This window comes from Arthrobacter sp. FW306-05-C (genome assembly GCF_021801725.1).
In the GTDB taxonomy this organism is placed as follows: Bacteria; Actinomycetota; Actinomycetes; order Actinomycetales; family Micrococcaceae; genus Arthrobacter.
Window position 1 is genome coordinate 1107317 of record NZ_CP084556.1, and the last position, 26041, is coordinate 1133357.

Annotated in this window: 23 protein-coding genes and 1 pseudogene; 10 read left to right on the forward strand and 14 right to left on the reverse strand. The window is 66.1% G+C overall.

Annotation, left to right across the window (positions count from 1 at the left end; translation table 11 throughout):
• The first annotated feature begins 13 nt into the window (after nucleotides 1-13).
• Nucleotides 14-633: pseudogene (locus LFT44_RS05215) on the forward strand (FMN-binding negative transcriptional regulator).
• A gap of 24 nt (nucleotides 634-657) precedes the next feature.
• On the opposite strand, the gene rlmC reads toward LFT44_RS05215, so the two are convergent.
• Nucleotides 658-1785 (reverse strand): 23S rRNA (uracil(747)-C(5))-methyltransferase RlmC, encoded by a 1128-nt coding sequence (gene rlmC / locus LFT44_RS05220; protein ID WP_236801469.1) that lies wholly within the window; start codon nucleotides 1783-1785, stop codon nucleotides 658-660.
• Between the two features lie 196 nt (nucleotides 1786-1981).
• Here rlmC and LFT44_RS05225 point away from each other — a divergent pair, with 196 nt between their 5' ends.
• Nucleotides 1982-2278 carry a DUF3846 domain-containing protein gene (locus LFT44_RS05225; protein ID WP_236801471.1) on the forward strand — a complete coding sequence of 99 codons (297 nt, stop codon included), beginning with the start codon at nucleotides 1982-1984 and terminating at the stop codon, nucleotides 2276-2278.
• A 10-nt stretch (nucleotides 2279-2288) separates the two neighbouring features.
• Here the strand turns inward: LFT44_RS05225 and LFT44_RS05230 are convergent, their stop codons facing one another.
• Complete coding sequence (locus tag LFT44_RS05230) at nucleotides 2289-2840, reverse strand: dihydrofolate reductase family protein (protein WP_236801473.1); 552 nt, start codon at nucleotides 2838-2840, stop codon at nucleotides 2289-2291.
• A 224-nt stretch (nucleotides 2841-3064) separates the two neighbouring features.
• Between LFT44_RS05230 and LFT44_RS05235 the strand changes: the two genes are divergently transcribed.
• The gene (locus tag LFT44_RS05235; RefSeq protein WP_236801475.1) at nucleotides 3065-3487 is read left to right on the forward strand and encodes a hypothetical protein; all 423 of its coding nucleotides are present in this window, start codon (nucleotides 3065-3067) and stop codon (nucleotides 3485-3487) included.
• A gap of 30 nt (nucleotides 3488-3517) precedes the next feature.
• Here LFT44_RS05235 and LFT44_RS05240 read toward each other — a convergent pair whose 3' ends face one another.
• Complete coding sequence (locus LFT44_RS05240; protein WP_236801476.1) at nucleotides 3518-5638, reverse strand: putative bifunctional diguanylate cyclase/phosphodiesterase; 2121 nt, start codon at nucleotides 5636-5638, stop codon at nucleotides 3518-3520.
• A 231-nt stretch (nucleotides 5639-5869) separates the two neighbouring features.
• The gene (locus LFT44_RS05245) at nucleotides 5870-6139 is read right to left on the reverse strand and encodes a GlsB/YeaQ/YmgE family stress response membrane protein (RefSeq protein ID WP_236801477.1); all 270 of its coding nucleotides are present in this window, start codon (nucleotides 6137-6139) and stop codon (nucleotides 5870-5872) included.
• 299 nt (nucleotides 6140-6438) lie between these two features.
• Between LFT44_RS05245 and LFT44_RS05250 the strand changes: the two genes are divergently transcribed.
• Nucleotides 6439-7302 (forward strand): HAD hydrolase family protein, encoded by an 864-nt coding sequence (locus tag LFT44_RS05250; protein ID WP_236801478.1) that lies wholly within the window; start codon nucleotides 6439-6441, stop codon nucleotides 7300-7302.
• Between the two features lie 3 nt (nucleotides 7303-7305).
• On the opposite strand, the gene LFT44_RS05255 is transcribed toward LFT44_RS05250, so the two are convergent.
• Entirely contained in the window at nucleotides 7306-8730 is a 1425-nt protein-coding gene (locus LFT44_RS05255; RefSeq protein WP_236801479.1) for a UDP-glucose dehydrogenase family protein, read from the reverse strand.
• On the reverse strand, nucleotides 8727-9884 hold the full coding sequence (locus LFT44_RS05260; RefSeq protein ID WP_236801482.1) for a glycosyltransferase family 4 protein: 1158 nt from the start codon (nucleotides 9882-9884) through the stop codon (nucleotides 8727-8729). Before LFT44_RS05260 ends, LFT44_RS05255 begins: the two co-directional genes overlap by 4 nt.
• A gap of 261 nt (nucleotides 9885-10145) precedes the next feature.
• Between LFT44_RS05260 and LFT44_RS05265 the strand changes: the two genes are divergently transcribed.
• A complete protein-coding gene (locus tag LFT44_RS05265; RefSeq protein WP_236801483.1) occupies nucleotides 10146-11021 on the forward strand; it encodes a YsnF/AvaK domain-containing protein in 876 nt (291 codons plus the stop codon).
• A 439-nt stretch (nucleotides 11022-11460) separates the two neighbouring features.
• On the forward strand, nucleotides 11461-12777 hold the full coding sequence (locus LFT44_RS05270; RefSeq protein WP_236801484.1) for a cell division protein PerM: 1317 nt from the start codon (nucleotides 11461-11463) through the stop codon (nucleotides 12775-12777).
• Nucleotides 12778-12790: 13 nt separating this feature from the next.
• On the opposite strand, the gene LFT44_RS05275 is transcribed toward LFT44_RS05270, so the two are convergent.
• Nucleotides 12791-13219 carry a hypothetical protein gene (locus LFT44_RS05275; RefSeq protein WP_236801485.1) on the reverse strand — a complete coding sequence of 143 codons (429 nt, stop codon included), beginning with the start codon at nucleotides 13217-13219 and terminating at the stop codon, nucleotides 12791-12793.
• Between the two features lie 39 nt (nucleotides 13220-13258).
• Here LFT44_RS05275 and purN point away from each other — a divergent pair, with 39 nt between their 5' ends.
• Nucleotides 13259-13849, forward strand: a complete 591-nt coding sequence (purN, locus tag LFT44_RS05280; protein ID WP_236801486.1) for a phosphoribosylglycinamide formyltransferase — start codon at nucleotides 13259-13261, stop codon at nucleotides 13847-13849.
• A 215-nt stretch (nucleotides 13850-14064) separates the two neighbouring features.
• Here the strand turns inward: purN and LFT44_RS05285 are convergent, their stop codons facing one another.
• The gene (locus LFT44_RS05285) at nucleotides 14065-14205 is read right to left on the reverse strand and encodes a hypothetical protein (protein ID WP_236801487.1); all 141 of its coding nucleotides are present in this window, start codon (nucleotides 14203-14205) and stop codon (nucleotides 14065-14067) included.
• A 115-nt stretch (nucleotides 14206-14320) separates the two neighbouring features.
• On the opposite strand from LFT44_RS05285, the gene LFT44_RS05290 reads away from it, so the two are divergent.
• On the forward strand, nucleotides 14321-14920 hold the full coding sequence (locus LFT44_RS05290) for an endonuclease domain-containing protein (RefSeq protein WP_236801488.1): 600 nt from the start codon (nucleotides 14321-14323) through the stop codon (nucleotides 14918-14920).
• A 91-nt stretch (nucleotides 14921-15011) separates the two neighbouring features.
• Here the strand turns inward: LFT44_RS05290 and LFT44_RS05295 are convergent, their stop codons facing one another.
• Nucleotides 15012-16364: an MFS transporter gene (locus tag LFT44_RS05295; protein ID WP_236801489.1), complete on the reverse strand. Its 1353-nt coding sequence runs from the start codon at nucleotides 16362-16364 to the stop codon at nucleotides 15012-15014.
• A gap of 143 nt (nucleotides 16365-16507) precedes the next feature.
• Between LFT44_RS05295 and purH the strand changes: the two genes are divergently transcribed.
• Nucleotides 16508-18193: a bifunctional phosphoribosylaminoimidazolecarboxamide formyltransferase/IMP cyclohydrolase gene (gene purH, locus LFT44_RS05300; protein ID WP_236801490.1), complete on the forward strand. Its 1686-nt coding sequence runs from the start codon at nucleotides 16508-16510 to the stop codon at nucleotides 18191-18193.
• A gap of 199 nt (nucleotides 18194-18392) precedes the next feature.
• On the opposite strand, the gene LFT44_RS05305 is transcribed toward purH, so the two are convergent.
• Nucleotides 18393-18566 (reverse strand): hypothetical protein, encoded by a 174-nt coding sequence (locus LFT44_RS05305; RefSeq protein ID WP_236801491.1) that lies wholly within the window; start codon nucleotides 18564-18566, stop codon nucleotides 18393-18395.
• A complete protein-coding gene (locus tag LFT44_RS05310) occupies nucleotides 18550-19518 on the reverse strand; it encodes a trypsin-like serine peptidase (protein WP_236801493.1) in 969 nt (322 codons plus the stop codon). The genes LFT44_RS05305 and LFT44_RS05310 overlap by 17 nt, the downstream gene beginning before the upstream one ends.
• 330 nt (nucleotides 19519-19848) lie before the next feature.
• On the opposite strand from LFT44_RS05310, the gene LFT44_RS05315 reads away from it, so the two are divergent.
• Nucleotides 19849-22068 (forward strand): NADP-dependent isocitrate dehydrogenase, encoded by a 2220-nt coding sequence (locus LFT44_RS05315; protein WP_236801494.1) that lies wholly within the window; start codon nucleotides 19849-19851, stop codon nucleotides 22066-22068.
• Nucleotides 22069-22177: 109 nt separating this feature from the next.
• Here LFT44_RS05315 and LFT44_RS05320 read toward each other — a convergent pair whose 3' ends face one another.
• The 3 genes from LFT44_RS05320 to LFT44_RS05330 all read right to left on the reverse strand — a co-directional run bounded on the left by LFT44_RS05320 (nucleotide 22178) and on the right by LFT44_RS05330 (nucleotide 25982).
• Nucleotides 22178-22705, reverse strand: a complete 528-nt coding sequence (locus LFT44_RS05320) for a hypothetical protein (protein ID WP_236801495.1) — start codon at nucleotides 22703-22705, stop codon at nucleotides 22178-22180.
• Nucleotides 22702-23982 carry a serine/threonine-protein kinase gene (locus LFT44_RS05325; RefSeq protein ID WP_236801496.1) on the reverse strand — a complete coding sequence of 427 codons (1281 nt, stop codon included), beginning with the start codon at nucleotides 23980-23982 and terminating at the stop codon, nucleotides 22702-22704. The genes LFT44_RS05320 and LFT44_RS05325 overlap by 4 nt, the downstream gene beginning before the upstream one ends.
• Nucleotides 23983-24269: 287 nt before the next feature.
• Nucleotides 24270-25982, reverse strand: a complete 1713-nt coding sequence (locus LFT44_RS05330; RefSeq protein ID WP_236801498.1) for a hypothetical protein — start codon at nucleotides 25980-25982, stop codon at nucleotides 24270-24272.
• Nucleotides 25983-26041: the final 59 nt, after the last annotated feature.

Genomic DNA, 26041 nt, shown 5'->3' on the forward strand with positions numbered 1-26041 from the left:
AAAGGACTTAGACGTGTACATTCCTGCCCACTTTGCCGCAAGCCGCAAACCGTCCAGAATCTCCTGGCAAGTCCCGGCGCAGCCAACTTGGTGACCATGACGGACCAGGGCCTGCTCGCAACGCTGCTGCCCTTCGCCTTCAACCCCGCGGTAGGGAAGTACGGGGCGCTGCAGGCCCACATGGCGCGGAACAACCCGCAATGGTCCCTCGCGCCAGTGGGCGAGGCGCTCGCCATCCTTCAGGGGCCGGACGACTACATCTCGCCGTCCTGGTACGCCTCGAAGGCCGGGAACGGCCGGGTGGTGCCCACCTGGAACTACAGCACCGCGCACGTGTACGGCGAACTGGTGGTCCATGACGACGCCGCCTGGCTGGGACGGCACGTCCGGCACCTGACCGGGCTGCACGAGGGCGGGCGGGAGGATCCGTGGGCTGTGGACGATGCCCCTGAGAAGTACATCGCCGGGCAGCTGCGGGCCATTGTGGGCGTGGAGCTGGTGATTACCCGGATCGACGCGAAGGAGAAACTGAGCCAAAACCGCTCGGCCGCCGACGCTGAAGGGGTGGCGGCCGGGCTCCGTGCCGCCGGACGGGAAGCCAGCGCGGCCGCCGTCGAACGCGTCCGCCCCTGAGCCGGCCGGTGACCCTGACGCTGCCTAAGCTGTCCGTTCCAGCAGCACCATCACTTCGTAGTGCGTGGTCTGCGGGAACATGTCCAGCACCCGGGCCCGCCGGGCGGTAAAGGAGGGGAGGGTGGCAAGGTCGCGGGCCAGGGACTGGGCGTTGCAGCTGGAGTACACCACGTGCTGCACGTCCGATGATTCCAGCCAGCCGCACAGCTCCTTGCCGATGCCGCGCCGGGGCGGGTTCACGATCACCAGCTCCGGCGACTGCTCCGCCGCGAGGGCGAACGCGGTGGCATCACCGGCCTGGAACTCCATTCCCTCCAGCCCGGCTTCACCGCTGCTGAGCCGGGCGGAAACTATCGCCTCGCTGCTGGCCTCAATCCCGGTGACCGTACGGGACGGAGCGGCGCTGTGCAGGGCGAAACCGCCCACGCCGCAGTAGAGGTCCCATACCGAGGCTGGTGCCAGTTCGTTGACCCATTCACGCCCCTGCCGGTACAGCGCTCCGGCCATCTCCGTGTTGGTCTGGAAGAAGCTTTGCGGGCGGAGATGCAGGTTGATGTCGTTGACCCGCATGTTCAGGGTGGACTGCTCCGTCAGCAGGATTTCGCGTTCGCCCTCCAGGACTGCCTTGTGCTCGGGGAGCAGATTGACCGAGACCACCTTCACCTGTGGCAGGGCTTCCAGCAGCTCCGGGAGGTGCTTCCGGATCCGTGGCACCACCTGTTCGGAGCGCAGCACCAGCCGGAGCATGACCCCGCCGTCCGGGGATTCGGTGAGGATGACGTGCTTGAGCTCGCCGGTGCGCTTCGGAACGTCATAAGGGGTGAGGCGCAGCCGGCGGATGAAGCCGGCAAGGACCGGGAACACGGCCCGCAGGCCGGGGGAGCAGACGCCGCATTTGCGCAGGTCCACGCCGTGCCCGTCGGCGTCCAGGATCCCGATGGTGGGGTTCTGCGCTGTCCCGCCGATCACCATCTTGGCCTTGTTGCGGAAGCCTGACTCCTGGCTGGCGACGGGCGGGAGCCATTCAAGTCCGGTGTGGTCGGAGAGGAGGGTTTGGCAGTGCAGCTGCTTGCCGGCCAGCTGTTCGCCGTAGGGCCTGCCCATCTGGGTGCAGGAGCGGCAGGTACCGGCATCAAAGTAGGAACAGTGCATGACTGGTCCATTTTACGCGCCCCACGGTGAAGGTACGACGACGGTGCCGGGGGAGCGCCGTCGTCGTACCTTACTGAGGGGTGCCGGACCGTCCGGGAACACTGCCGTCCCGTCAAGTGTTAAACCCATTGGAGACAGAACGATGGACAACAGAACTTACACAGCACTTGTAGTACCGGCCGGCAATTCAGAACCCATGCGCATCGAGCAGGTGGCAGCGGACCTGCAGGCCCTGGAAGCCTTGGTGGGCGGACCGCTGGAGTCGGTGATCCGCGGCGACTGGCACGTTTACCTGAACGCCGAAAGCGTCACCATGCTCTTGCCGGTCAACTTCCGCGCCGGGCAATTGATGCATGAATGCGGCCTGGACCTTGACGGCATCCGCGGCACCGCCGTCTTCCTTGGCCGTGGTGAACACGGGGCGGAAGCGGACATCCCGGAGCACCTGGCCCGGCTCGCCGAGGAACTGTTCGGGTCGCCGCTGGCCGCCTAGGCCTGCCCGGCTAGTCGCCGCGTACGCCGTAGGTGCTGAGCACGTTGCCCTTGCTGGTGGTCTTCTGGTCCTGCAGCACCAGGCGGGTGAGCGGGTCGCCGTCCTCGAAAAGCCGGCGGCCGCTGCCGGCGATGACCGGGTGGGTCATTAGCTGCAGCGAGTCCAACAGCCCGGCGAACAGCAGCTGACGCACCACGGAGATGCTTCCGCACACGGCGATTTCCCCGCCGTCGCGCTCCTTCAAACCAGCCACGAACTCCTCAAGCGGAGCATCCATCAGCCGGGAGTTCTGCCACTCCAGCGGTTCCGTTAGGGTGCGCGACGCAACGAACTTCTCCACGGGGTTGATGAACGCCGCAAAGTCCTGGTCCACTGAGGCGTTCGGCCAGTACTCGGCCCACTCCTGGTAGCTGACGCGGCCCAGCACCACGGTGTCCACGTTGTTCATCATCCGGGTCAATCCTTCGCCCAGCTCGTCATCGAAGCTGTCGAACTGGAACTTGAACGGTTCGGACACCACACCGTCCACTGAGTGGAACAGGCCGGCAGTGACATTGCGCATGAAGCCTCCAAAAATTGAGTTGACAGGCATTACGGTATTCGGCGGTTTCGTCCCGGGGAAGGGGTTCCGGCCCGCCTTTTCGGACCAGGGATCAGCACGACGGCGGGTGGCTGCGTTAGGTTCATCACTCGCCGTGTCGTCTTACCCGGTTTCGCGCCGGCTGGGCCCCATACTTGTTTTTGAGCGGCTTTTGCCGATCCCCCCGGCCAGGCAGGAGGAAGTGCATGGAAACCCTGAAAAAAGTCGTGACCAACCAGTATTTCCCCGCCGGTGCCGTACTGACAGCGGTCCTGCTGTTCTGGATCGTCGGTCTGCTTGGCGGACTGTCCCTGCTCAACAACAACCAGCCGCCGCTGACCACGCTGACCTGGATGCTCTTCGTCTACGCGTCCGCCGTGCTGACCCCTCTCGCGGGGCTGTTCGCCGCCGCCGACCTCATCCGCCGCTGGCGCCGGAACCGCGCCGCCGCCACGGTGCCCGTGGCTTATGCGGCAGGCAGCACCGAACCTGCCGCGGACCACCTTGACGACGCGCTGCCATCGGACCCTGTCACTTCCGGTGCTCCCGAACCCGTTGAACCGGCACAGCCCAAGGCTTCCGCACCTGCGCCCACCAAGCGGCGGCCCGGCCGCAAGGAAGCAGCCTAACTCCCCAGCAGTCCCCGGAGCAGTCCTGCTTTACCGCCCCTTCAGGGCGTTGAGGGCCTCTTCGGCATGATGGAGCGCCTGGCCCAGCCGTTCGCCCGGTTCCGGTAGGGAAAACAGGTAGCCCTGCAGCGAATCGCATTCCAGCGCCGTCAGGTAGTCAGCCTGCACCGGCGTCTCTATTCCTTCGGCGGTGACGGTCAAGCCCAGGCTGTGCGCCATGTTGATCATGGAGCTGAGGATGGGCAGCCGTTCGTTGCCCGTCCGGACCATGGACACGAACGTCTTGTCGATCTTGACCGTGTCCACGGGCAGGTCCTGCAGCCGGCCCAGGGAGGAATAGCCGGTGCCGAAATCGTCCAGCGCCACCCGGGCGCCGGCGTCCCGCAGGGTGCTCAGCTGCTGGATCAGGTTGCAGTCGGCGTCGAAAAAGACACTCTCGGTGACTTCCATGACCAGCTGGTACGGCGCCACGCCGCTCGCCTCCGCCAGCCGCAGCACAGTTTCGGCGAAGTCCTGTTCCTGCAACTGGACGCCTGATACGTTGACGGCAAGGGAGCGCGAGGGATCTTCGCTGAGCCACCGTGCCAGTTGCACCATGCCGGTTGCCATCACTTCGGCCCCGATCTCCCCGATCAGCCCGGCGCGCTCGGCCAGTGGAATGAAGATCGACGGCGGCACCCGCTCGCCGCCGCGGTCCCACCTGGCCAGGGCCTCCAGCTGGACCACCTGCCCCATGCGAGGGGAAACGATCGGCTGGAAGTCCACAGTGATCTCGCCGCGCGGCACGGCGAGCTGCAGCCCGCTCTCCATGTGCGTGCGCTGCACCAGCGCCTGCATCATGTCCGGATGGAAGCGCAGGAACCGGTTCTTGCCTGCAGCTTTGGCCGCGTACATGGCAATGTCGGCGTGCCGCAGCAGTTCAGAGGGCCCCACGCTGTCCTGCCCCAGCGAGGCGATCCCCAAACTGAGGCTGGGCCGGAGGACGGTGCCGCCGATCGTAACGGGGACATGCAGGCAGCGCACGATGCAGGCGGCGATCGCATCCGCATCGGGACAGGCGGTCAGGAGCACCACGAATTCGTCGCCGCCCAGCCTGGCCACCACATCCGCTGTGGGGACGCAGCCGCGGAGCCGGCGGGCCACTTCGATAAGCATGTCGTCCCCGGCCTGGTGGCCAAGGATGTCATTGACTTCCTTGAAATCGTCCAGGTCAAGGAGCAGGACATCCACTGTTTTCAACCGGGGTTCCTGCAGCGCCTCGGCCAGGGCGTCGTTGAACACAGCCCTGTTCGCGAGCCCCGTCAGCGGATCCTGGAACGCCATGGCCCGGAGCTTCTCGGCCTGGACTGCGAGGTCCATCATGGCCCGGTGTGCCTGCTCCTGCGCTTTCCGGCGAGGCGTCACATCGCGGAAGCTCCACACCCGGCCCACGATCTTTTCGCCCACCCGCTGAGGGCGGGAATAGCGTTCGAAGGTACGCCCGTCACGCAGTTCCACCACGTCGTGGCTCTCAGCGGCCGGATTGTCCTGGAGTTCGCCCAGCCGCGCGGTGAACGGCACGGGATCTGCCACCTGCTCCATGACCAGCCGCAGCGCAGGCGCCTCGCTGTCCGCTTCCATAATTTCCGGCGGAAGGCTCCACATGGACAGGAACTGCTCGTTGAAGCCGGCCACCCGCCCGTCGATGCCCATAACCAGGATGCCGTCGGCGGTTGACTCAAGGGTGGCGGTCAGCAGCGACATCGCATCGCGCAGGTTTGCATCCGCTGCTTTGCGGTGTGCTGTTCCGCGTGCTGACAGCAGGAGTCGTGTGCACTGCGCCCGTCCGGCATCTGCCCCGCCTGGGTTGGCATCGGCGGCAGTCGTTTCCTGTCCGGGAAGGAGTGCCGCGGCCAGTTCCAGGGGAAATTCTGTCCCGTCTCCGCGCAGCCCGGCGATTTCCCTGGGCGGTGCTTGTTCCCCTGGCTGTGTGAGGATCTGGTGCAAAAGGTGGGCAACCTGGTCCCGGGAGCCGGCCGCGAAAAGCATCCGGTGGTCCAGGCCCGTGAAGGATTCCTGCTGAAGGCCAAACAGCCTTGCTGCCGCAACGTTGGCCGCCAGGACAGTGCCGTCCGCGCTCAAAGCCAGCAGCGCGTCCGGACTCGCGTCCATGACCACGCCGAAAGTTTGTAATGCCACATTGTTGCCACGGTTTGGAAAACCGGCCATTACACCACCCCTTCGCCATCATAAAGGCCAAGGCGGAAATGAGGCGTGAAAGCGGGACTGCAAATTGGCGCTGCGCAAAATTGGTTCTGCACCCGGCCCGGCGGGGGACGTGAGAAGCGCCGGACTCCCTTTAGGAGTCCGGCGCTTCTTTTCTAATGGATTCTGGTGAAGCGGCTACGCCCGGCGGCCGCTGCGGTTGGTGACGGCGCCGTAGATCAGCAGCACGATGATCGAGCCGAGAATGGCCAGCAGCCAGGTCCTGATGTCGAAGAATTCCGCCAGGCCGCCGCCAAAGATCAGCGAGCCGATCCAGCCGCCCAGGATGGCCCCGACAACGCCCAGGACCATGGTCACAAGCCAGCCGCCACCTTGGCGGCCCGGCAGGATGGCCTTTGCAATGGCTCCAGCAATCAGGCCCAAAATGAGAAAACCGATAATGCCCATGTTGCCACTCCTTGTCAGTGAATTGTGCCGGGCCCCCATTTCCGGTGTGAACATTCAATCAGCAGGCTTACTATTCTGCAAGGCTTTGAATATCACAGGATGGCTGTCAGTTTCCGGCGGAAATGCGCACCTTACCTGCGGAGACGCCCGTGCAGGTCCTGCTCCTGCACTCCCCGGGTCTGCCGCCGAGGCCCATGAGACGCACATTTCCGTTGCCGTCCGGCGATGGTGGGACGTGCTGCCTGCTCTGTAGCCGCCGATAAGATGGCAAGTCCCGCAACAGACCAAGGAGCGCAGGCATGTCCAGCCCCACCGCCAGGCCCCGTGCCATTTTCCTCGACATCGACGGCACCTATGCAGACCACGGTCTCGCGCCGGAAGCGCATGTGGACGCCGTGCGGGCGGCGCGGAAACTGGGCCATCTGGTCTTTGTCTGCACCGGGCGCCCCTTGTCGATGGTCCCGGGCCACATCCTGGATGCCGGCTTTGACGGCACCATCACTGGTGCCGGCGCCAGGGTGGAGGTCAACGGTGAAGTCCTCAAGGACGCGCGGTTCGAGCCGGATCTCGCCGCGCGCATTGTGGAAATTCTGGACTCCCACAACGCCGCGTACATCCTGGAAGCTCCAGAGGCCCTGCACGGCCGCACGGGAGTGGACCGGCGGCTGCGGGAGGTGCTCGGCCCCATCTTCGCCGGACGTCCACAGCACGACGGGGTCCTCAGTACCGACGTGGATCCACTTGAGGACATCTTGGGCCCGATGCGGTACAGCGACGATCTCCGGGCCACGTCCTACGCCAAAATTTCGTGCTTCGACTCACCGGTCCCGCTGACCCGCCTGCTGGAAACCTTTGGCCCGGAAGTGGGGCTGATTCCCAGCTCCCTATCGGCACTGGGCGAGCGGGCGGGGGAGATCTTCATGGCCGGCACGCACAAGGCCGTAGGCATCCAGGTAGTGCAGGCCCGGCTCAGGTTGGACCGAGCGGACATCGTTGCCATCGGCGACAGCGCCAACGACATCGAAATGCTGGAATACGCGGGCGTGGGCATTGCCGTGGAGGGCGGCCACCCGGCCGTTCTGGCAGTGGCGGACAGGGTCACCGCGCCGCCTGCCGGCAACGGTGTGGCGCTGGCCTTCGCGGAGTTGGGGCTCCTGGGCTAGCCCTCAGCGTCCCCCGGGCGCGGAGTTCAACGTACCGGTGCCCACAGTGCCCGCGCCCAGGGCGCCCGTGGCCACAGTGCCCAGGGCTCCAACGGAGGTGCCCAGGCCGCGCACCATCCAGCCCTCCTCCTGCCAGGCCCCTGCATCCAGCACGTTCCGCGCGTCCAGGACCACCCGCCGTCGTACCAGCTGCCCGGCGAGGGCGGGGCTCAGCCGCCGGTATTCGTCCCATTCGGTGAGCAGCAGCACCAACTCGGCGTCCTGGAGCGCCTTCTCGGTGGAGGCCTCGAAACGGAGGCGCGGGTAGCGCCGCCATGCAAGGTTCACCGCTTTGGGGTCCGTGACCGTCACGTGGGCCCCGGCAGCGGCCAGCCGGTCCGCCACGTCCAGGGCGGGGGAGTCGCGGATGTCATCGGTGTCGGGCTTGAAGGAGGCGCCCAGGACGGTGACTGAGCGGCCAGATAACGCTCCGCCGCACAGCTCCGCCGCGAGCCTGACCGTCCGCTCCCGCTGGCCAAGGTTCACGTTGTCCACCAGGCGCATCCACTCCTCCACGGCGGATACGCCCAGCGTTGCCGCCTGTGTGCGGAAGCTGCGGATGTCCTTGGGCAGGCAGCCACCGCCGAAGCCCAGGCCGGCATGCAGGTACCGGCCCCCGATCCTGGGGTCCAGCCCCATAGCTGCGCTGAGTTCGCCCACGTCCGCGCCGACGGCATCGCACAGTTCCGCCACCGCGTTGATGAAGCTGACTTTGGTGGCCAGGTACGCGTTGGCGGCGGACTTGATGAGTTCGGCCGTGGCGGAACTGCACACCAGGCGGGGGATTCCGGCGGCCAGCAGCGGTTCGTAGACGGCATCCAGTACAGCCGTCACCCCCATCGGGCTACCGGTGGCGGGATTGAAGGCGCCGGACCGGCCGCCCTCGACGCCGTACACCAGCCGGTCCGGCACCAACGAGTCCTTCACGGCCGTGCCCTGCCGCAGGAATTCCGGGTTCCACCCGAGCAGCACGTCCGGCCGCGGCGCCAGGATGGCGCCCAGCAGGCCCACCGTGCCAACGGGGACAGTGGATTTGCCCACGACGACGGCGCCCGCGGCCAGGTGCGGCAGCAGTGCTTCCGTTGCGGAGACCAGGAAGGTGAGGTCGGCGGCGTCGGACGTCTTTTCCTGCGGCGTCCCCACGCAGAGGAAGTGCACCTGTGCATCCTTGGCGTCCGCCGGGTCGGTGGAGAACCGCAGCCTCCCGGTGGTGCGGCCGTCCTCGAGGAGTTCGTCCAGCCCGGGCTCGTGGAACGGCGCGCTGCCCTGCGCCAGCTGGCGCACTTTGCCGGGATCCACGTCGATGCCCACCACAGTGTGGCCCATGGATGCCAGTGTTGCCGCGTGGACCGCGCCCAGGTAGCCGCAGCCGATCACAGATATCTTCACCAGTTGGCTCCCTTGGAGTTGATCGAGCTTGCCGCCATTGGAACGGCAGCGATGGCCTCTTCGTAGTGGTGGATCAGTTCTGAGCACAGGGCCGGCCAGGTCCTGTCCTGCACTGAGGCGTGTGCGGCTGTGGCAAAGGCCCGGCGCTTGGCGTCATCGCCCACCAGGTCCTGCACCCGGGCGCGCATGCCTGAGAGGTCACCCGGTTCATAGAGCCACCCTGTCCGGGAATTTTCCACCAGGTCCAGCGGGCCGCCCCGGCCCGTGGCCACCACCGGCACGCCCGATGCCATGGCCTCCTGGATGGTCTGGCAGAAGGTCTCAAACTCGCCCGGATGGACGAACAGGTCGAAGGATGCCACCGCCCGGGCCAGTTCCTCACCGCCCAGGAAGCCGGTGAACAGTGCGTCGGGCAGTGCCGCTTCAAGAGCGTTGCGCTGGGGTCCGTCCCCTACAATCACCAGCCGTGTATTGGACATGCCGGCGAGGGCCGCGAGGTCTTCCACCTGCTTTTCCGCGGCAAGCCTGCCCACGTACCCGATGATCCGTTCACCGTTGGGGGCCACCGAAGCCCGCCAGCCGTCGTCGCGCTTTTCGGGCGAGAACCGCGCGGTATCCACACCACGGCGCCACATCCGCACCCGCGGGATGCCCCGCCCGCGCAACTGGTTCAGCGCGAACGTGGAGGGCGCCAGGGTGCGCGTGGCCAGCAGGTGGATGTGCTCCACCCTGGCCCAGGCCCAGTTCTCGAGGAAGGGGACGCCGTAGCGCGCGGCGTAGCCGGGGACCTCTGTCTGGTACACGGCCACAGTGGGAATCCCCAACTGGCTCGCAGCCTGTGCCGCACGCCATCCCAGCACGAAGGGAGAGGCAAGATGCACAACGTCAGGCGCGTACTCGGCAAGGATTCGCTTGACCCGGTACACACCACCCAACGCCACCCTGACATTCGTGTAGCCGGCCAGCGGAACCGCCGGAAGCCTGTGCACCTCAGCACCATTGACATGGCTGGCTGCCCCACCGTCATGGGCGGACGGGGCGATGACCAGGACATCGTCACCCCGCTCCTGCAGATGGTCCAGGACCCGCAAAATTGAGTGCGTGACACCGTTCATCAACGGCAAAAATGATTCGGCGACGATTGCGATCCTCACCCCTCAACCGTGGGCTCCTCCCTTGAAATGACGGGGGAGAAAGCATGACCCGGAGGAGAAGGACGGGTGAACAGATACACCCGGGTCCTAAAAAAATTACTAAGTAGGCTTGGCATTTGATGCTAAGCATGCTTACGGTAGTGGGGCAGTCAGCGCAGAGCCTCAAGCAGCCGGGGCCGGAAGCCAGACGTCGGGAGATTGCCCCGGTCCGGGATATCCACTGCTGGCAGACCCAGTGCAACGACAATCCAAGGAGACGTCATGCTTAACAGGGAAAACCTTGAAAACCTGCTCACTAAGGGCGGCAACGTCGTCGGTTCCGACGGTTCGAAAATCGGATCGCTCGGCCAGCTGTACGCAGATGACGACACGGGTGAGCCCACATGGGTCACTGTGAAGACGGGCCTTTTCGGCACGTCCGAGTCCTTCGTGCCGGTTGAGGGCGCACACGAACAGGGTGAGGACCTGGTGGTTCCCTACAGCAAGGAACACGTCAAGGATGCTCCCCGCGTGGACGCCGACGGCCACCTCAGCCCCGAGGAAGAGGACCGGCTCTACACCTACTACGACCGCAACGGTGCACGGACCTACACCGAGGCAACCTCCGGTTACTCGGCTTCCGACGTTGCCAGCTCCGGAACCAGGACCGACGCCGACCTGCAGGGCGATGCCGACCTGAACGCAGGCACCCCCACGGCAGGCATCCGCTCCGAGCGCGATACCGAGTCCCGCGGAGCCGTTGGCCACGACACCTCGGGCCCCACAACGGACGACGCCATGACGCGGTCCGAGGAACAGCTGCACGTGGGCACGGAACGTGAAGCCACGGGCCGGGCACGGCTGCGGAAGTACGTCACCACCGAGAACGTCACCAAGACCATCCCGGTGGAGCGCGAAGAGGTCCGGATCGAGCGTGAGCCCATCACGGACGCCAACCGGGGTGCCGCCCTCGACGGCCCTGCCATCAGCGAAGAAGAGCACGAAGTGGTCCTCCACGAGGAGCGCCCGGTGGTGGAGAAGGAAGCCGTCCCCGTGGAGCGCGTCCGGCTGGACAAGGAAACCGTCCGCGACGACGTCACGGTGAACGAGGAAGTCCGCAAGGAACACATCGACACCGACGGCGACAACCGCCGCTGATAAAAGCGGGGGACCTGGTCCCTTGTTCCCCTGGGCAGGCTCATTGAGCAGCAGCCCTGACACGGTGAACGGCGCCGGGAGCCTACTTGGAGGCTCCCGGCGCCGTATCGTTTTAAGGTGCTGGTGCAGCCGCGCTGCTAGCGTTGACTGCACCAGCCAGTAGGACGAATATCTTCAGAACTTACGGTTCATCTCTCATTCGCGGCTCCTGTTTTCCCGGCTTACGACAATCCGGGTCCATTGCCGGCACTACCAAGCGCGGCGGCCAGCAGAAATCGCAGTACCCCCTCGGCAGGGCGGCAGGTGTTGGTTTCTACCAATTTTACGGCCGCGCCCCCTAAAAAGCGCCGCCCCGCGTCGCATTTGCCGGATGATCAGTGCTGCCGGCGAGCCTGTCGTTCGCCGGCACGGCACGCCCTCCGTGACACCATGGAACACGATGAAACTGCGCGCTGATCAGACCGGAAACCGTGGCCTTCCCATGCCGTTGTGGCTGCAAGGTGCCCTTGAAACGGCGCAGGCGGCGATAATCTCCGCGCTGGTGGTGGTGGCGCCCATCGTTGCCGTGTGGGCCACCGCCGGCTTCCAGAACGGACAGTTCGAGGTCCTGGCCAGGCTTGCCGGACAGTCCTGGCTCCTGGTCCACGGCGTGCCGTTGGGGCTTGCCGGCGCCGGTCCCGAGGCAGCCACCCACGGCGGGTCCGGCACGCTGAGCCTGGTTCCCCTGGGCCTGACCCTTATCCCGTTCCTGCTGGCGTGGCGCGCCGGCCGCAGGCTGGCCCGCGCCTCCTACACGGACCAGCTGTGGCAGGCGCTGTTGGGGTCATGGTTGGTCTATGCGGCCTTCGGCGCGGCCACCGGGTTTGTTTGCCGCACTGCCGACGTCATCATCAATCTTTGGTACGCCCTGCTGATTCCCCTGATTCCATACGCACTGGGCATGGTGATCGGTGCACGGCGGGAAGCGGGTTCATGGAGCCGGCTCATCGGCGTCGATGCCGTGGACTGGATTTCGCGCACCAGCCAGCATTCCCGCTGGGCCGGCTCGTACTTCGCATCTGTGGCGAAAGCCGGATTCGTGGCTGTGATGTCCGCCCTCACCCTGGCGGCCGCGCTCCTGGCAATCGACCTGTTCATCCACTGGAACCTCGTGGTCTCCGTCTACGAAGCGCTCGACGCCGGCCCGGTGGGAGGCGCGGCCCTCACCGTCGCACAGCTTGGCTTCCTGCCCAACCTCGTCGTCTTTGCCCTCGCCTGGACGTCCGGCGCCGGTTTCGCCATGGGAGCCGGCTCCCAGGTGGGTCCGCTGGCCACCGCCGTCGGACCGCTCCCTTCCATCCCCGTCCTGGCCGCCATCCCCTCAGGACCCCTGGACTACGCTTTGGTGGCCCTGGTGGTTCCGGTGCTGGCAGGAGTCATGGCCGGATGGTGGTTCCTGCGGGAGGGCGAAAACCACTTCGACGAATGGCTCGCCATCAAGATCCACGCCCGCTGGTTCACAGCCAGCGCTTCCACCCTGGTGCTCGCAGTCCTGGCCGGGCTGGGCGCCGGAGTGCTGACCGCGGGCTTGGCGTGGATCGCCAGGGGCTCAGCCGGCCTCGGCCGGCTGACCGCCATCGGGCCCGACCCGCTGTGGACGGGACTTTGGGTGGCCGCCGAGGTGGGCATCGGCGTCGTTATTGGCTATGCGGCCGGACCGTGGCTGGAGCGGGAGAAGGGCAGCACCGCGGAACGGGACGCGGAGTTGGTCCACTAGGACCCTGGCCCCGCTAGCGCATCTTTGTCGGCAGGACGTCCTGGAACTGGACCATGCAGGCATGGGTGGCCCGGTCCGTCAGCGCCCGGCCAAGGCAGGCCTGGTATTCGCGCACCTGGTCGTACAGGACCAAGGTGGTGACAATCAGCAGCACCATGACAGCTGCAACCACCAGGCCGGAAATGGTCCCAAAGAGGACCAACTTGGATTCCCTCAACCGGATGGCCCGCACCAGCAGGACAACGCCCAGGACCAGGCCAACGGCGGTGAGCACTGTTGTCAGCCATAGGTAGCCGACATCCAACTGGTACACGAAGAAGGCGCCCAGGACCGAGACGACAAACATCCGGAACAGGGTGCGGGTCTTGGCGAGGGAGGCCTTGGCTGCCTCGCTGAGCGGGGGTTTGACCTGCTGCCCGCCCCGGCCCGGTTCGCTGTTCATGTTTTCCAGCGTACGCGAGCGTGCACCTAAGCTGGACCAATGCGTATCGTCGTCCTCGTTTCCGGAACCGGGTCCAACCTCCAGGCCGTTATTGACGCCGTCAAGGCGGGGGAGCTCGACGTGGAAATCGCAGCGGTGGGCGCCGACCGTGAGGGGACTCTCGGCGTCGAACGCTCTGCTGCCGCCGGCATCCCCACCTTTGTGGTGGACTTCAAGGCCTACCCGGAACGCGCCGACTGGAACGCAGCGCTCACCGACGCCGTGGCCGCTTACAAGCCGGACGTCGTGGTCTCCTCCGGGTTCATGCGGATCGTCAGCCCAAGCTTCATCGACGCCTTCAACGGCAGGTACCTCAACACCCACCCCGCACTGCTCCCGGCATTCCCCGGGGCCCACGGCGTGCGCGACGCGATGGCGTATGGGGTGAAAGTCACCGGCTGCACCGTGCATTGGGCCGACGCCGGCGTAGACACTGGCCCCATCATCGCCCAGGAAGCGGTGGCTGTTGAGGACTCCGACACCGAGGAGACCCTGCACGAGCGCATCAAGGTGGTGGAGCGCCGGCTCCTGGTCTCCACCCTGGCCGCGCTCGCAGCGGACCCCGCCTACTCCGCGTCCTCTCCCAACTAGCTCGCAGTTGTTGTCGTTTTGAGCACTCAAAACGACAACAACTGCCAGCCACTTGGTCTTCGGTGTTGCTGCCTGTGGATAACCGCGGCGGCACGCGAGAGGGTTTGCGATTATGGTCGCGTGAAGACGCCTCGTCCCCTTCCCGCCGAGATTGCCCGGACACCCTTTACGTTTCAGGAAGCGGTCGACGCCGGAGTAACCCTTAGGCGCCTCCGTCACGCAGCGCTGGACTCACCCAGCCGCGGAATCAGGGTGCCGCATTGCGGCTCCTCGCCCGGGCCAATGGAAACACTCGGGCCTGAGGCTTTGAGGCCGTTTACGACGATTACTGCGTTCTCGGCTGCTTCCCATGCCACAGCCTTCAGCTTCTGGGATTTTCCGGGTTTTCTACCCGGTCAAAGGGACCCGCTCGTCCACATTTCCCGTCCGGACACGATGGCTATTCCCCGGCGGAGGGGGGTCGTGGGGCACGTGGGACAGTTCTTCGACGACGAGATCGTGTGCGTAGCGGGGGTGCTGGTAACCAGTAGGCCGAGGACTTGGCTGGACAATGCCCGGAAGATGAGCATCGAGGAGTTGACGGTCGTTGCTGACCACCTCCTGCGGGTTCCACGGGCTGTGTTTGAAACACGGGCAGAGCCGCACTGCACAATGGAGGAGCTGGCTGACATGCTGGACCGGCACAAGGGTACGCCTGGGATCAGGAAGGCCCGGTTGGCACTGGAGCAGGCGCGGGTTGGCGCCGACTCTGCACCTGAGACGCGCTTGAGGCTGGCGTTGGAATTCGCAGGCCTTCCCGAACCGCAACTGAACGTGCTCACAGAGCTGGGCGGCGGCGTCGTGCGCCAGCCTGACCTGGGCTACCCGCGTCACCGCGTTGCTGTGGAGTATGACGGAGAAGTGCATTCTTCCCCGGAACAGGTCGTCCGTGACATCGCCCGTGAGGAGGACTTCCTGAGGGCGGGCTGGCTCCTAGTCAGGATCTCCAAACGGCATATGGAAGACGCGGGCAGGGCGGCCGTCTCCAAAGTACGCCGCGCGCTTCTCAGCAGAGGCTGGTCGCCCGACTAGCTCCAGGACAGTTGACCAAGTAGCTCGCATTTGTTGTCGTTTTCGGGGTCCTAAACGACAACAACTGCGAGTCAGTTGGGAAGGGAAGCCGCTACTGCAGGCGGCGCTGGCGGGTTTCGGGGGAGAAGAACGCCATCCACAGCACTGCTGCCAGGACCAGGGCCCCTGCCAGCGCAAAGGACGTGGCCAACCCGAGTTCGGGCCAAAAGTAGTTGGCGAAAATCAGCGGCCCAAAGCCTGCGCCCAGCCGGGAGAACGTGGAGGCCCAGCCGAAGCCGGTGCCCCGCAGTTCGGTGGGGTAGAGCTCAGAGACGTACGCGTACAGGACCGGGATGGCCACCTGCACCACGAACCCGAACACCAGCAGCCAGAACACCGCGGCGGTGGGGATGTCCACCACGAACGCCACGATCACCAGGGTCAGCGCCGAGAGGGGACCCGTGATGGCAAGGATCCATTTGCGGCCCACCCGCTCCACCAGGAGGGCGGCCACCACCACGCCCAGGAATCCGACGGCGGCCATGGAGGCAGTGGTGACGAAGGCCTTGTACTCGGCGAAGCCGGCGCCGATCAGAATCCGGGGCATCCACGTCAGGGACAGGTAGTAGACCAGCAGGATGCTGAAGAACAGGGCCCAGGCGGCCGTGGTGATCTTCCAATTGAACTGCCACACAGAGCGCAGTTGGGTCCAGGCGCTGCCGGCGGAGAGCCGTGGCACGTCTTTGGCATCGGGGAGGCTGTACGCCCGGGGTTCGGCGCCGGTGGCTTCCACCAGCCCGTCGATGATCCGGGCCGCTTCCTCCCGGCGGCCTTTCCGGATGAGGAACAGCGGGGACTCCGGCACACTCCTCCGGACCCAGAACACCAGGAGTGCAGGCAGGACCATCACCAGCATGGTCAGGCGCCAGTCGCCGGCGAGGGCCACCAGCCCTGCCGAGACGAAGCCGGCCAGGGCAGCACCTACCGGCCACCAGCCATCCATTGCGGTCAGCACCTTCCCGCGCTGCTTCCGCGGGGTGAACTCACCCACCAGGGCGTAATCCACTGGAATGCAACCGCCCAGGCCAAAGCCTGCCATGAACCGGAAGACGCAGAACCAGATGAAGTCGGGGGCGAACGCGCCCAGCACCGTAAACACCGAGAACAGCAGCAGCGTGGCCGTGAAGGCCTTCTTCCGCCCCACCGTGTCCGCGATGGTTCCCCAGACGAACGCGCCCAGGGCCATGCCGATCAGGTTGGACGTGCCCACCCACGCGGTCTCGCCGGCGGAGAGGGACCAGTGCTTCGAAAGCAACGGAATCAGGATGCCGTTCAGGGTCACATCCCAGGCATCGAACATGAAGCCGAGGCCGCCCACAAGGAAGATCCTGCCCTGGACTTTCCATCGCCAGGGCAGTTCCTGTACCACCTGTTCGCCGCTGGGCACAGTGGTGTAAGTATTCATCGCCGCCTCCTGCTGAAAACTTTAGCCCGGCCCCAGCGCGTTCACACTCCGGCTGACACGCGGGGCAACCGCGCCCATCGCGATAAACTGGCCCTATCCCCACCAACCGCGGCCTTGTTCCGCGAGATAAGACGGAGACATTTGTGAGCTTCACGCAGCATGAACGCGTATCCATTGACCGTGTACCCATCCGCCGGGCCCTGATCTCGGTCTACGACAAAACCGGTCTGGAGGAGCTCGCCAAGGGCCTGCACGCCGCCGGTGTAAAGCTCGTCTCCACCGGCTCCACGGCCAAGAAGATCGCCGCCGCGGGCATTCCCGTGCAGGAGGTGGAGGAGGTCACCGGTTCACCCGAAATGCTGGACGGCCGCGTCAAGACGCTGCACCCGCGCGTCCACGGCGGTATCCTGGCGGACCGCCGCGTCCCGGCCCACATGGAAACCCTCGCCAGCATGGAGATCGAGGCTTTCGACCTGGTGGTGGTGAACCTCTACCCGTTCGTCGAGACGGTCAAGTCCGGCGCCGCCCAGGACGACGTGGTGGAGCAGATCGACATCGGAGGCCCCGCCATGGTGCGCTCGGCAGCCAAGAACCACGCCGCCGTCGCCATTGTGGTCGACCCCTCCTTCTACGGCCAGGTCGTGGAGGCCGCTGCCGCCGGCGGCTTCGACCTGAAGACCCGCCGCCGCCTCGCCGCCAAGGCGTTCGCGCATACCGCCGCCTACGACAACGCGGTGGCCACCTGGACCGCCAGCCAGTTCCTGGACGAGGACGGCGACGGCGTCATCGACTGGCCCGCCTACGCCGGGCTGTCGCTGGAACGCTCAGAGGTGCTGCGCTACGGCGAGAACCCGCACCAGCAGGCCGCACTGTACGTGGACAAGGCTGCGCCGATGGGCATCGCGCAGGCAGACCAGCTGCACGGCAAGGCCATGAGCTACAACAACTTCGTTGACGCTGACGCCGCCCTGCGCGCCGCCTTCGACTTCAGCGGGCCGGCCGTCGCCATCATCAAGCACGCCAACCCGTGTGGCGTGGCAGTTGGCTCCGCCGACGCCGCCGACCCCATCGCCGACGCACATGCCAAGGCCCACGCCTGCGACCCCGTCTCCGCATACGGCGGCGTCATCGCCGCCAACCGCACCGTCACCGCCGGCATGGCCGACACCGTCAAGGACATCTTCACCGAAGTGGTCATCGCGCCAGGCTTCGAGCCCGAAGCCGTGGAGATCCTGTCCAAGAAGAAGAACATCCGCCTCCTCGCCCTGCCCGAGGGCTACGGCCGCTACCCCACGGAGTTCCGCCAGGTCTCCGGCGGCATGCTGGTCCAGGTCACCGACAAGGTGGACGCGGAGGGCGACAACCCCGCCAACTGGACCCTCGCCGCCGGTGAGGCCGCGGATGAGAAGACCCTCGCGGACCTCGCCTTCGCCTGGACCGCCTGCCGGGCAGCCAAGTCGAACGCGATCCTCCTCGCCGAGAACGGTGCCGCGGTGGGTATCGGCATGGGCCAGGTCAACCGCCTGGATTCCTGCCGGCTGGCCGTGGAGCGGGCCAACACCCTGGGCGTGAAGGTGGAGTCCGATGTCGACGGTGCAGGCGGTGCCTCCAACGCCGACGCTGCCGGCGCACCGGAGCGTGCCCGAGGCGCCGTGGCAGCTTCGGACGCGTTCTTCCCGTTCGCTGACGGACTGCAGATCCTGATCGACGCCGGCGTCCGGGCAGTAGTGCAGCCCGGCGGATCCGTGCGTGACGACGAGGTAATCGCCGCCGCCAACGCGGCCGGCATCACCATGTACTTCACCGGAGCCCGCCACTTCTTCCACTGATCCCCACCGCCGCCCTAGCGTCGCTGGCGCTCGGCCAGGGAACCCGGGCGGCGTGGGCCCACCCACCCATCGGTTGCTGAGTAGTTGTCGTTTTCCCTCGTGAAAACGACAACTACGGAGCAGTGGATGGTGATTAAACAGACGACGGCGCCCGCCCCCTTCAGAAGGGGACGGGCGCCGTCGTCTTGGTTGTTGCTGCTTAGTCCTGGTCAGCCGGGCGTGGGGCGGGCTTGGGAAGGCGGATCTCCCGGGGCTTGGCTTCCGCCATCCGCTCCTTGGTCCAGTACTCGAGGACTTCCTCAGGCGACTGGGTCAGGTCGACGTGGCTGACGGGATCCTTGTCCGCGTCCGGCGTCCTAGGATTTTGCTGCACGTTTGAAGGTGTCCTGGATAACCGAGCCCCAGTAGGGGCCGTACATCACGGGGGAGCCGTTGTAGCCGTAGCTGTTGATGGAGTTCTGGACGCCATCGGAACCGACGCCGATGAACCACGGGCCGCCCGAGGAACCGCCGGTCATGTCGCAGGGGATCCCCTGGGTGGCGAACTGCGGGTTGTTGGGGTCAGCCGTGGCCTTGCCGGTGCAGCTCCACAGCGTTTCGCCGTTGAAGGGTGCGGCGGCGGGGTAGCCGTAGGACGTGTAGGTGAGGCCGCGGGCCTGGTTGAAGGCGGTGCCCGAGCCGCCGACGACGTCGGTCAGCAGGTCGCCGTTGCTGTCCGGGGCTACGACGGCGAAGCCCGTGTCATAGGTCATGTCGCCGTTGTTGACCCACTGGGTGGGGGCGTACAGGGCCTTGGCGGCCCACTTGCCATACGGCGCGTTGCCGTTCTCGTATTCGGGGACGAAGATGAAGTTGGTGGCGTAAGCCCCAGGGCCTTCGTTGACGCAGTGCCCGGCGGTGGCCACTGTACTTCTGTTCGCTGACGTAACGGCGTTGCCGGAGCACACGTAGTTGGCGCCCCCCAGGGTGAAGAACACCTTGCCGGTGTGCGAGACGGGGTCCTCGCTCTTGGCGATGGTGGGCTTGCCCTTGGTTCCCTTGGTGGTGGCGGGCTTGCCCTTTTCCACGAGGAGCGCGCTGGAGCGGTTGCCTCGTTCAAGTGCCTTGCCGGCCAGCGTGTCGCCGGTGACGGCACTCCGCATGCGCTCGGGAGTCCAGTAGTCTGCAGAGCCCCCAGCGTCGACAGTGACGCTGGCGACGGACGGGTTTGCCTTCCCGTCGGAGGGGGCCGGCGCGGCTGAGGCCCCGCCGGCGGAAGCGAGAGCCAGTACGGCGGCCGCCGAGAGAGTGAGGAGGCCGGAGGCCAGAGACCGGGTGCGTGTCATTGATGTCCTGTCTGAACGGGGTTGGGCCCGGGATCGGGAGTGACTCAGCGAACTTATCGTTACCAGACAATTTTGTACACAGTAGTGAGATATCAGAAAAGCGACTTAGGGCCCTTCCGGCGGCTCCTGATGGTGGGAAGGGCCGACGGCGGGCTGGGCACCCGGGTGCCCAGCCCGCCGTCGTGCGTTCTCTATCGCTGTAATCCTGCTCTCACCGGGGTAATGCGGGGGCCCTGTTAAGGTTTGAAGTGGCGTCCTCGGGTAAGTTGTACATGGTGAAATAGACCGAATTTTTCACAACCAAGCCGACCCACAGGGAGACGCCCGCGCATGTCCAAGATTATCTACACCCACACCGACGAAGCGCCGATGCTGGCTACCTATTCGTTCCTGCCCATCATCGAGGCATTCGCTTCGACAGCAGGTGTGGAGGTGGAGACCCGCGACATTTCGCTCGCCGGCCGCATCATCGCCGTCTTCGGTGACTACCTGACCCCCGAGCAGCAGATCGGTGACGCCCTTGCTGAACTCGGTGAGCTGGCGAAGACGCCGGAAGCCAACATCATCAAGCTGCCCAACATCAGCGCCTCCATCCCGCAGCTGAAGGCCGCCATTGCAGAGCTGCAGGGCCAGGGCTACGCACTGCCGGATTACCCGGACAACCCGTCTTCGGATGAGGAAACTGCCATCCGCTCGCGCTACGACAAGATCAAGGGCTCCGCCGTGAACCCGGTCCTGCGTGAAGGCAACTCGGACCGCCGTGCACCGTTGTCCGTCAAGAACTACGCCCGCCAGAACCCGCACTCCATGGGTGCCTGGACCCCGGACTCCAAGACCAACGTGGCCACGATGGGCCAGGACGACTTCCGCTCCAACGAGAAGTCCGTGGTCATCGAGAATGAGGGCACCATCTCCATCCAGCTGGTCCGCGAGGACGGCTCCGTCAAGGTCCTGAAGAAGGCCTTCCCGGTCCTGGCCGGCGAGGTCATCGACGGCACGGTCATGCGCGCTGCCGCCCTGGACGAGTTCCTGAAGGCCCAGGTGGCCCGCGCCAAGGAAGAAGGCGTGCTGTTCTCAGCCCACCTGAAGGCCACCATGATGAAGGTCTCCGACCCCATCATCTTCGGCCACGTGGTGAAGGCCTACTTCTCCGAACTGTTCGCGACCTACGGCAAGCAGCTCTCCGCCGCCGGCATCAGCCCCAACAACGGCCTTGCCGCCATCCTGAGCAGCCTCGAGGACCTGCCCGCGGATGTCCGCGAAGGCGTCCAGAACCTGATCAAGAAGGGCCTCGAAGACGGCCCCGCCCTGGCCATGGTGGACTCGGACAAGGGCATCACCACCCTGAACGTCCCCAGCGACGTCATCGTGGACGCCTCCATGCCTGCCATGATCCGCAGCTCCGGCCACATGTGGGGCCCGGACGGCAAGGAAGCCGACACCCTGGCTGTCCTGCCGGACAGCTCCTACGCCGGCATCTACCAGGTGGTTATCGACGACTGCCGCGCCAACGGCGCCTACGATCCCACCACGATGGGCACGGTGCCCAACGTTGGCCTCATGGCGCAGGCAGCCGAGGAATACGGCAGCCACGACAAGACCTTCGAAATCCAGGAAGCCGGCAAGGTGCAGGTGGTGGACGGCTCCGGCAACGTCCTGATCGAACACGAAGTTTCCGAGGGCGACATCTGGCGCGCCTGCCAGACCAAGGACCTCCCCATCCGCGACTGGGTGAAGCTGGCCGTCACCCGGGCACGCGCCTCCCAGACCCCCGCCGTGTTCTGGCTGGACGAGGACCGCGCCCACGACGCCAACCTCATCACCAAGGTCAACGAGTACCTAAAGGAGCACGACACCGAGGGCCTGGACATCCAGATCATGGCCCCCGTCAAGGCCATCGCCTTCACCCTGGAGCGTATCCGGAAGGGCGAGGACACCATCTCCGTCACGGGCAACGTGCTCCGCGACTACCTCACGGACCTGTTCCCCATCCTGGAACTGGGCACCAGCGCCAAGATGCTCTCCGTTGTTCCGCTGATGAACGGCGGCGGGCTGTTCGAGACCGGTGCAGGCGGCTCCGCCCCCAAGCACGTCCAGCAGCTGCTGAAGGAAAACCACCTCCGCTGGGACAGCCTGGGCGAGTTCTTGGCCCTGGCCGTCAGCTTCGAGCACCTGGCCACCACCACGGGCAACGCCCGCGCCCAGGTCCTGGCCGACACCCTGGACCGCGCCACCGGCACGTTCCTGCTGGAGAACAAGTCCCCGAGCCGCCGCGCGGGCGAGCTGGACAACCGAGGCAGCCACTACTTCCTGGCCCGCTACTGGGCTGAAGAGCTGGCCAAGCAGACGGACGACGCCGAGCTGGCCGCCGCGTTCAGCACGGTCGCCAGTGAGCTTTCCTCCAAGGAGGAAACCATCGTGGGCGAGCTGGCCGAGGTCCAGGGCTCACCCGTGGACATCGGAGGCTACTACCACCCGGAGGACGCCAAGGCTTCCGCAGTTATGCGTCCTTCCGCCACCCTTAACAAGGTCATCGCCAGCCTGAGCTAGCGGCGGGCTGCTGCAGCAGCTGTGCGTATAAAGAAGCGGGGCTCCGGATAATCTTCCGGAGCCCCGCTTTTTTCTGTGGAGTGTTAATGCCTTACTGTCCGGCAGGGGCTTAGTTCTTGCCTTTGCCTTTGTCGTTGTTGTTCTTGTTGGCGTTTCCGCTGTTGCTTGACGTGTTGCCCTGGTCTGCAGGCGCGGCGGGGGCCGGAGCAGGTGCGGGCTGTGACGCGGGCGCTTCCGCCGTGGGGGAGGGGGCTTGCGTCCCCTGGCTGGCGGCATTGCGAGCATCTTCGGCTGCCTTCGCAGCCGCCGCTTTCTGTGCCGCGAGGATGTCGTTGAGGTCTGCGCGGACAGCGGTAGCCACCGTGGTGATGCTGCGGCGCCGCTCCTCGGAAACCTGGCCCTTTGCCTGGGCCGCCGAGAGGTCCGCCTCAAGACCCGCGAGTGCCTGCAGTGCGGACTCGGGATTGTTCTGGGACGACGCCTGGGTCACTTCCAGGACCCGAGCCTGGAGTTGGGTGGCGGCTTCGCGCTGCAGACCGTTCCCGGGAGCCGCGCACGCGCTAAGGAAGCCCGCCGCGACCAGTGCCGCTGAGCACGCCAGCAACAGCCGGTTCGGAGGTGCCTGCAGCAGGGTCACGGTTCCACGCTCTTTTGAAGTTCCTGGAGATGGTCACCCAGGACGCCGGTCACCGTGGGGTAGGGCACGACGTCGGCCGGTCGGGCGGAAATGCTCATCATCACCGCTGCGGCGGCCGCGGCGATCACCAGGATACCGAGTACGACGGCCAGCCAGATGCGCTGCGTCCGGGACAAGCGCGGCTTCCTGGAGGCCTTGGCGGCGGCTGGGCTGGTTGCCGCCGCACCGGAAGCAGACGGTGTCGTGGCTTGCGGGGCGGGGGTCCGCTCAGACGGCTGCGAGGATGAGCGGGGAGAAATAGCCCCGGTGGCCCCTGCCGCCTCCCGGACTTCGTCCACTGATTCTTCGGCAGTGATGGTGGGCGGGTGGAAGGGCATCGCGGGAAGCACCCGGGTGGTTTCGGGGGCCAGTTCTCCGGGCGTTGACGCCGGGGAAACCAGGGCCTGGCGCAGCGCCGTCTCAATGTCCGCAGCCGTCGGCCGCTCCAGCGGCTCGATGGCCGTCATGGAACGGATGAGGTCTGCCCATTCGGCGGGGACGTCGTCGGGGATCTCCGGAGCGCGGTGAAGCCGGGCAACAGCTGATTCCACGGCACTGCCCGGGTACTCCACCGTGCCCTTGATGCACTCCAGCAGCACCAGGCCAAGGGAATAGATGTCCGTGGCCGATGAGAGGGGTTTGCCGAGGGCCTGCTCGGGGCTGAGGTAGGCAGCCGTGCCCACCATGGTGCCCGTGGCCGTGAGTCGGGTGGAATCGACGATCCTGGCGATGCCGAAGTCCGTGAGTTTGGGCCGCAGCGGCTCGCCCGGCCGGATCTGCACCAGGAGGATGTTGCCCGGCTTGATGTCGCGGTGGATGATGCCGAGGCCGTGGACGTAAGCCAGGGCGTCGGCGATCCCTGCACCGATCACTGACAGCTCTTCATAGGGCACGCGGCTGTGGCGAATACGGCTGCGCAGGTCCTGGCCCTCCACGAGTTCCATGGTGAGGAAGGGACGGGGTTCATCCGGAAGGCGGTCATCGATGCCGGCGTCGAAGAGCGTCACCAGGCCGGGGTGGTTCAGGGTGGCCAGGAGCTGGATCTCCGCTTCCTGCCGCTTCAGTTCGTCCGCATCCGGAGCCTGCGGCGCGAATAGCTTCAGCGCGACGTCGCGGCCCAGGTTTTCATCCCGGGCAGAGTAAACCGAGGACATCCCCCCACGGCCTATTACGTCACCCAAACGATAGCGACCGCCGACAACTTCATTCTTGATGGAGCTAGGCGATTCCGCCACCATGACCGTTCCTCCCGGTGCGCTGCGGCACTGATGTACCTCAAATTATACGGGCGGGACCGCCGAACCAGCGATTGACCTAGGCTTTCACGTTGCGACACGCCGACGGTCCGGCGGCGGTTTGAATCACTTCCGCCACCGGACCATTGGCTACAAGGACACGTGTGCTGAAGACGTGTTTTGTACTGTTCCTTCGTTTCCGGGTCGTTGTCCTCCTTCCGTCAGCCCGCGGAGTGCTGCCACTTCAAGCGCACGGGTGCGGGCGTTTTCTGTGCTGTCTTTGAAGCGCTTTACGACACCTTCCGCCTGCGGAGCATCAGGAATCCGCCGGCCAGGAGCAGCAGCGCCAGGGGAACCAGCGTTCCGTCCCAGCCCGTGTTGGCGAGGCCGGTATGGCCCGTGGCCGTGGCGGCAAGGGCGGAATTGCCGTTCGCCGGGGTGCTGCGGGGAGCCGTAACAGTGGCGATGGTGCCGCTGACTGCCGTGGAGCCTGCCGGTGCCGCCGAGAAGCCGCCGTTACCGGTGCCGCCATTCATGCCGGTGGAATCATCACCCGTGGCCGTTCCGCCGTTGCCGGCGCCACCGTTGCCTGCGGTGTTGTCCGAACCCGGGGTGCTGGCACCGGGATCTGCGGTTCCGGGATCAAGCGTCCCGGTGTCACCGGTGGTGCCGTCACCCGGGGTGGTGGTACCAGGGTCGGTGGTGCCGGGAGTGCCTGTGCTGGTGGCGCCCCCGAGTCCCAGGCCAATGCCGAGGTCGATTACAGCGTCCAACCCGCCGTTGCCAACGGTTCCGGTGCCCGAATCAGCGCCAAGGTCTACAACCGCGTCAACTCCGGCTGCCGTGTCACCGGTAGTGAGGCCGCCGACGCCAAGGTTCACGGCTGCGTCGACGGCGAGGTCGGCGGTGGTGCCGTCGGTGGTTCCGGTGCCCGGATCGGTGAGGCCGCCGAGGCCGAGGTTGATGTCGGCTGCGGCTGCCACGTCAGTGGTGCCGGTGGATGCGGGATCGGTGAGGCCGCCGAGGCCAAGGTTGACGTCGGCTGCGGCTGCCACATCGGCGGTGCCCGCGGTGGTACCGTCGTTGGTGATGCCGCCGAGGCCGAGGTTGACGTTGGCTGCGGCTGCCACGTCGGTGGTTTCTGCGGTTGCAGGGGCGGTGGTGATGCCACCCAGGCCGAGGTCCACGTTGGCGTCGACGGCGAGGTTCGCCGTGGTGCCGTCAGTCGTGCCTGTTGCAGGGGCCGTTCCGGTGGTGTTGCCGCCGAGGCCGAGGTTGACGTTGGCTGCGGCTGCCACGTCGGTGGTTCCCGCGGTTGCAGGGGCGGTGGTGATGCCACCCAGGCCGAGGTCCACGTTGGCGTCGACGGCGAGATTCGCCGTGGTGCCGTCCGTCGCCCCTGTACTGGTGCCGGGATCGGTGATGCCGCCGAGGCCGAGGTTGACGTTGGCTGCGGCTGCCACGTCGGTGGTTTCTGCGGTTGCAGGGGCGGTGGTGATGCCACCCAGGCCGAGGTCCACGTTGGCGTCGACGGCGAGGTTCGCCGTGGTGCCGTCAGTCGTGCCTGTTGCAGGGGCCGTTCCGGTGGTGATGCCGCCGAGGCCGAGGTTGACGTTGGCTGCGGCTGCCACGTCGGTGGTTCCCGCAGTTGCAGGGGCGGTGGTGATGCCACCCAGGCCGAGGTCCACGTTGGCGTCGACGGCGAGGTTCGCCGTGGTGCCGTCGGTCGTGCCTGTTGCTGGAGCCGTACCGTTAGTGATGCCGCCGAGGCCGAGGCTGACGTCCACTGCGGCGGCGACACCGGTTGGACCGGCCGGCGTTGGGTCACCCAGCAGGCCCAACGACGACGAGTCAGCGGGTGCCGCCGCCGAGATGAGGGCGGAAGCGGACAAGTCCGTCCCGCTGGTGGTGGTGTCCGCGGCCTCTGCCGCAGCGCAGCCGAGGGCCAGAAGACCGCCGGCAAAGAGGGTGCTAAGCAGCCCCCTGCGAAGGGTGCAGTTCATGATGCTTACTCCTGAAAGTTGATGTTGTCCGGCGCTGGTCAGCTGCCGGCATAGCCACG

What these genes read in the sequence shown, in the direction of transcription:
- rlmC (WP_236801469.1), bottom strand. Translation starts at nt 1,785, where the DNA reads ATGCACTGTTCCTACTTTGATGCCGGTACCTGCCGCTCCTGCACCCAG.
- LFT44_RS05225 (WP_236801471.1), top strand. Translation starts at nt 1,982, where the DNA reads ATGCGCATCGAGCAGGTGGCAGCGGACCTGCAGGCCCTGGAAGCCTTG.
- LFT44_RS05230 (WP_236801473.1), bottom strand. Translation starts at nt 2,840, where the DNA reads ATGCGCAATGTCACTGCCGGCCTGTTCCACTCAGTGGACGGTGTGGTG.
- LFT44_RS05235 (WP_236801475.1), top strand. Translation starts at nt 3,065, where the DNA reads ATGGAAACCCTGAAAAAAGTCGTGACCAACCAGTATTTCCCCGCCGGT.
- LFT44_RS05240 (WP_236801476.1), bottom strand. Translation starts at nt 5,638, where the DNA reads ATGGACGCGAGTCCGGACGCGCTGCTGGCTTTGAGCGCGGACGGCACT.
- LFT44_RS05245 (WP_236801477.1), bottom strand. Translation starts at nt 6,139, where the DNA reads ATGGGCATTATCGGTTTTCTCATTTTGGGCCTGATTGCTGGAGCCATT.
- LFT44_RS05250 (WP_236801478.1), top strand. Translation starts at nt 6,439, where the DNA reads ATGTCCAGCCCCACCGCCAGGCCCCGTGCCATTTTCCTCGACATCGAC.
- LFT44_RS05265 (WP_236801483.1), top strand. Translation starts at nt 10,146, where the DNA reads ATGCTTAACAGGGAAAACCTTGAAAACCTGCTCACTAAGGGCGGCAAC.
- LFT44_RS05270 (WP_236801484.1), top strand. Translation starts at nt 11,461, where the DNA reads ATGAAACTGCGCGCTGATCAGACCGGAAACCGTGGCCTTCCCATGCCG.
- LFT44_RS05275 (WP_236801485.1), bottom strand. Translation starts at nt 13,219, where the DNA reads ATGAACAGCGAACCGGGCCGGGGCGGGCAGCAGGTCAAACCCCCGCTC.
- purN (WP_236801486.1), top strand. Translation starts at nt 13,259, where the DNA reads ATGCGTATCGTCGTCCTCGTTTCCGGAACCGGGTCCAACCTCCAGGCC.
- LFT44_RS05295 (WP_236801489.1), bottom strand. Translation starts at nt 16,364, where the DNA reads ATGAATACTTACACCACTGTGCCCAGCGGCGAACAGGTGGTACAGGAA.
- LFT44_RS05310 (WP_236801493.1), bottom strand. Translation starts at nt 19,518, where the DNA reads ATGACACGCACCCGGTCTCTGGCCTCCGGCCTCCTCACTCTCTCGGCG.
- LFT44_RS05315 (WP_236801494.1), top strand. Translation starts at nt 19,849, where the DNA reads ATGTCCAAGATTATCTACACCCACACCGACGAAGCGCCGATGCTGGCT.
- LFT44_RS05325 (WP_236801496.1), bottom strand. Translation starts at nt 23,982, where the DNA reads ATGGTGGCGGAATCGCCTAGCTCCATCAAGAATGAAGTTGTCGGCGGT.
- LFT44_RS05330 (WP_236801498.1), bottom strand. Translation starts at nt 25,982, where the DNA reads ATGAACTGCACCCTTCGCAGGGGGCTGCTTAGCACCCTCTTTGCCGGC.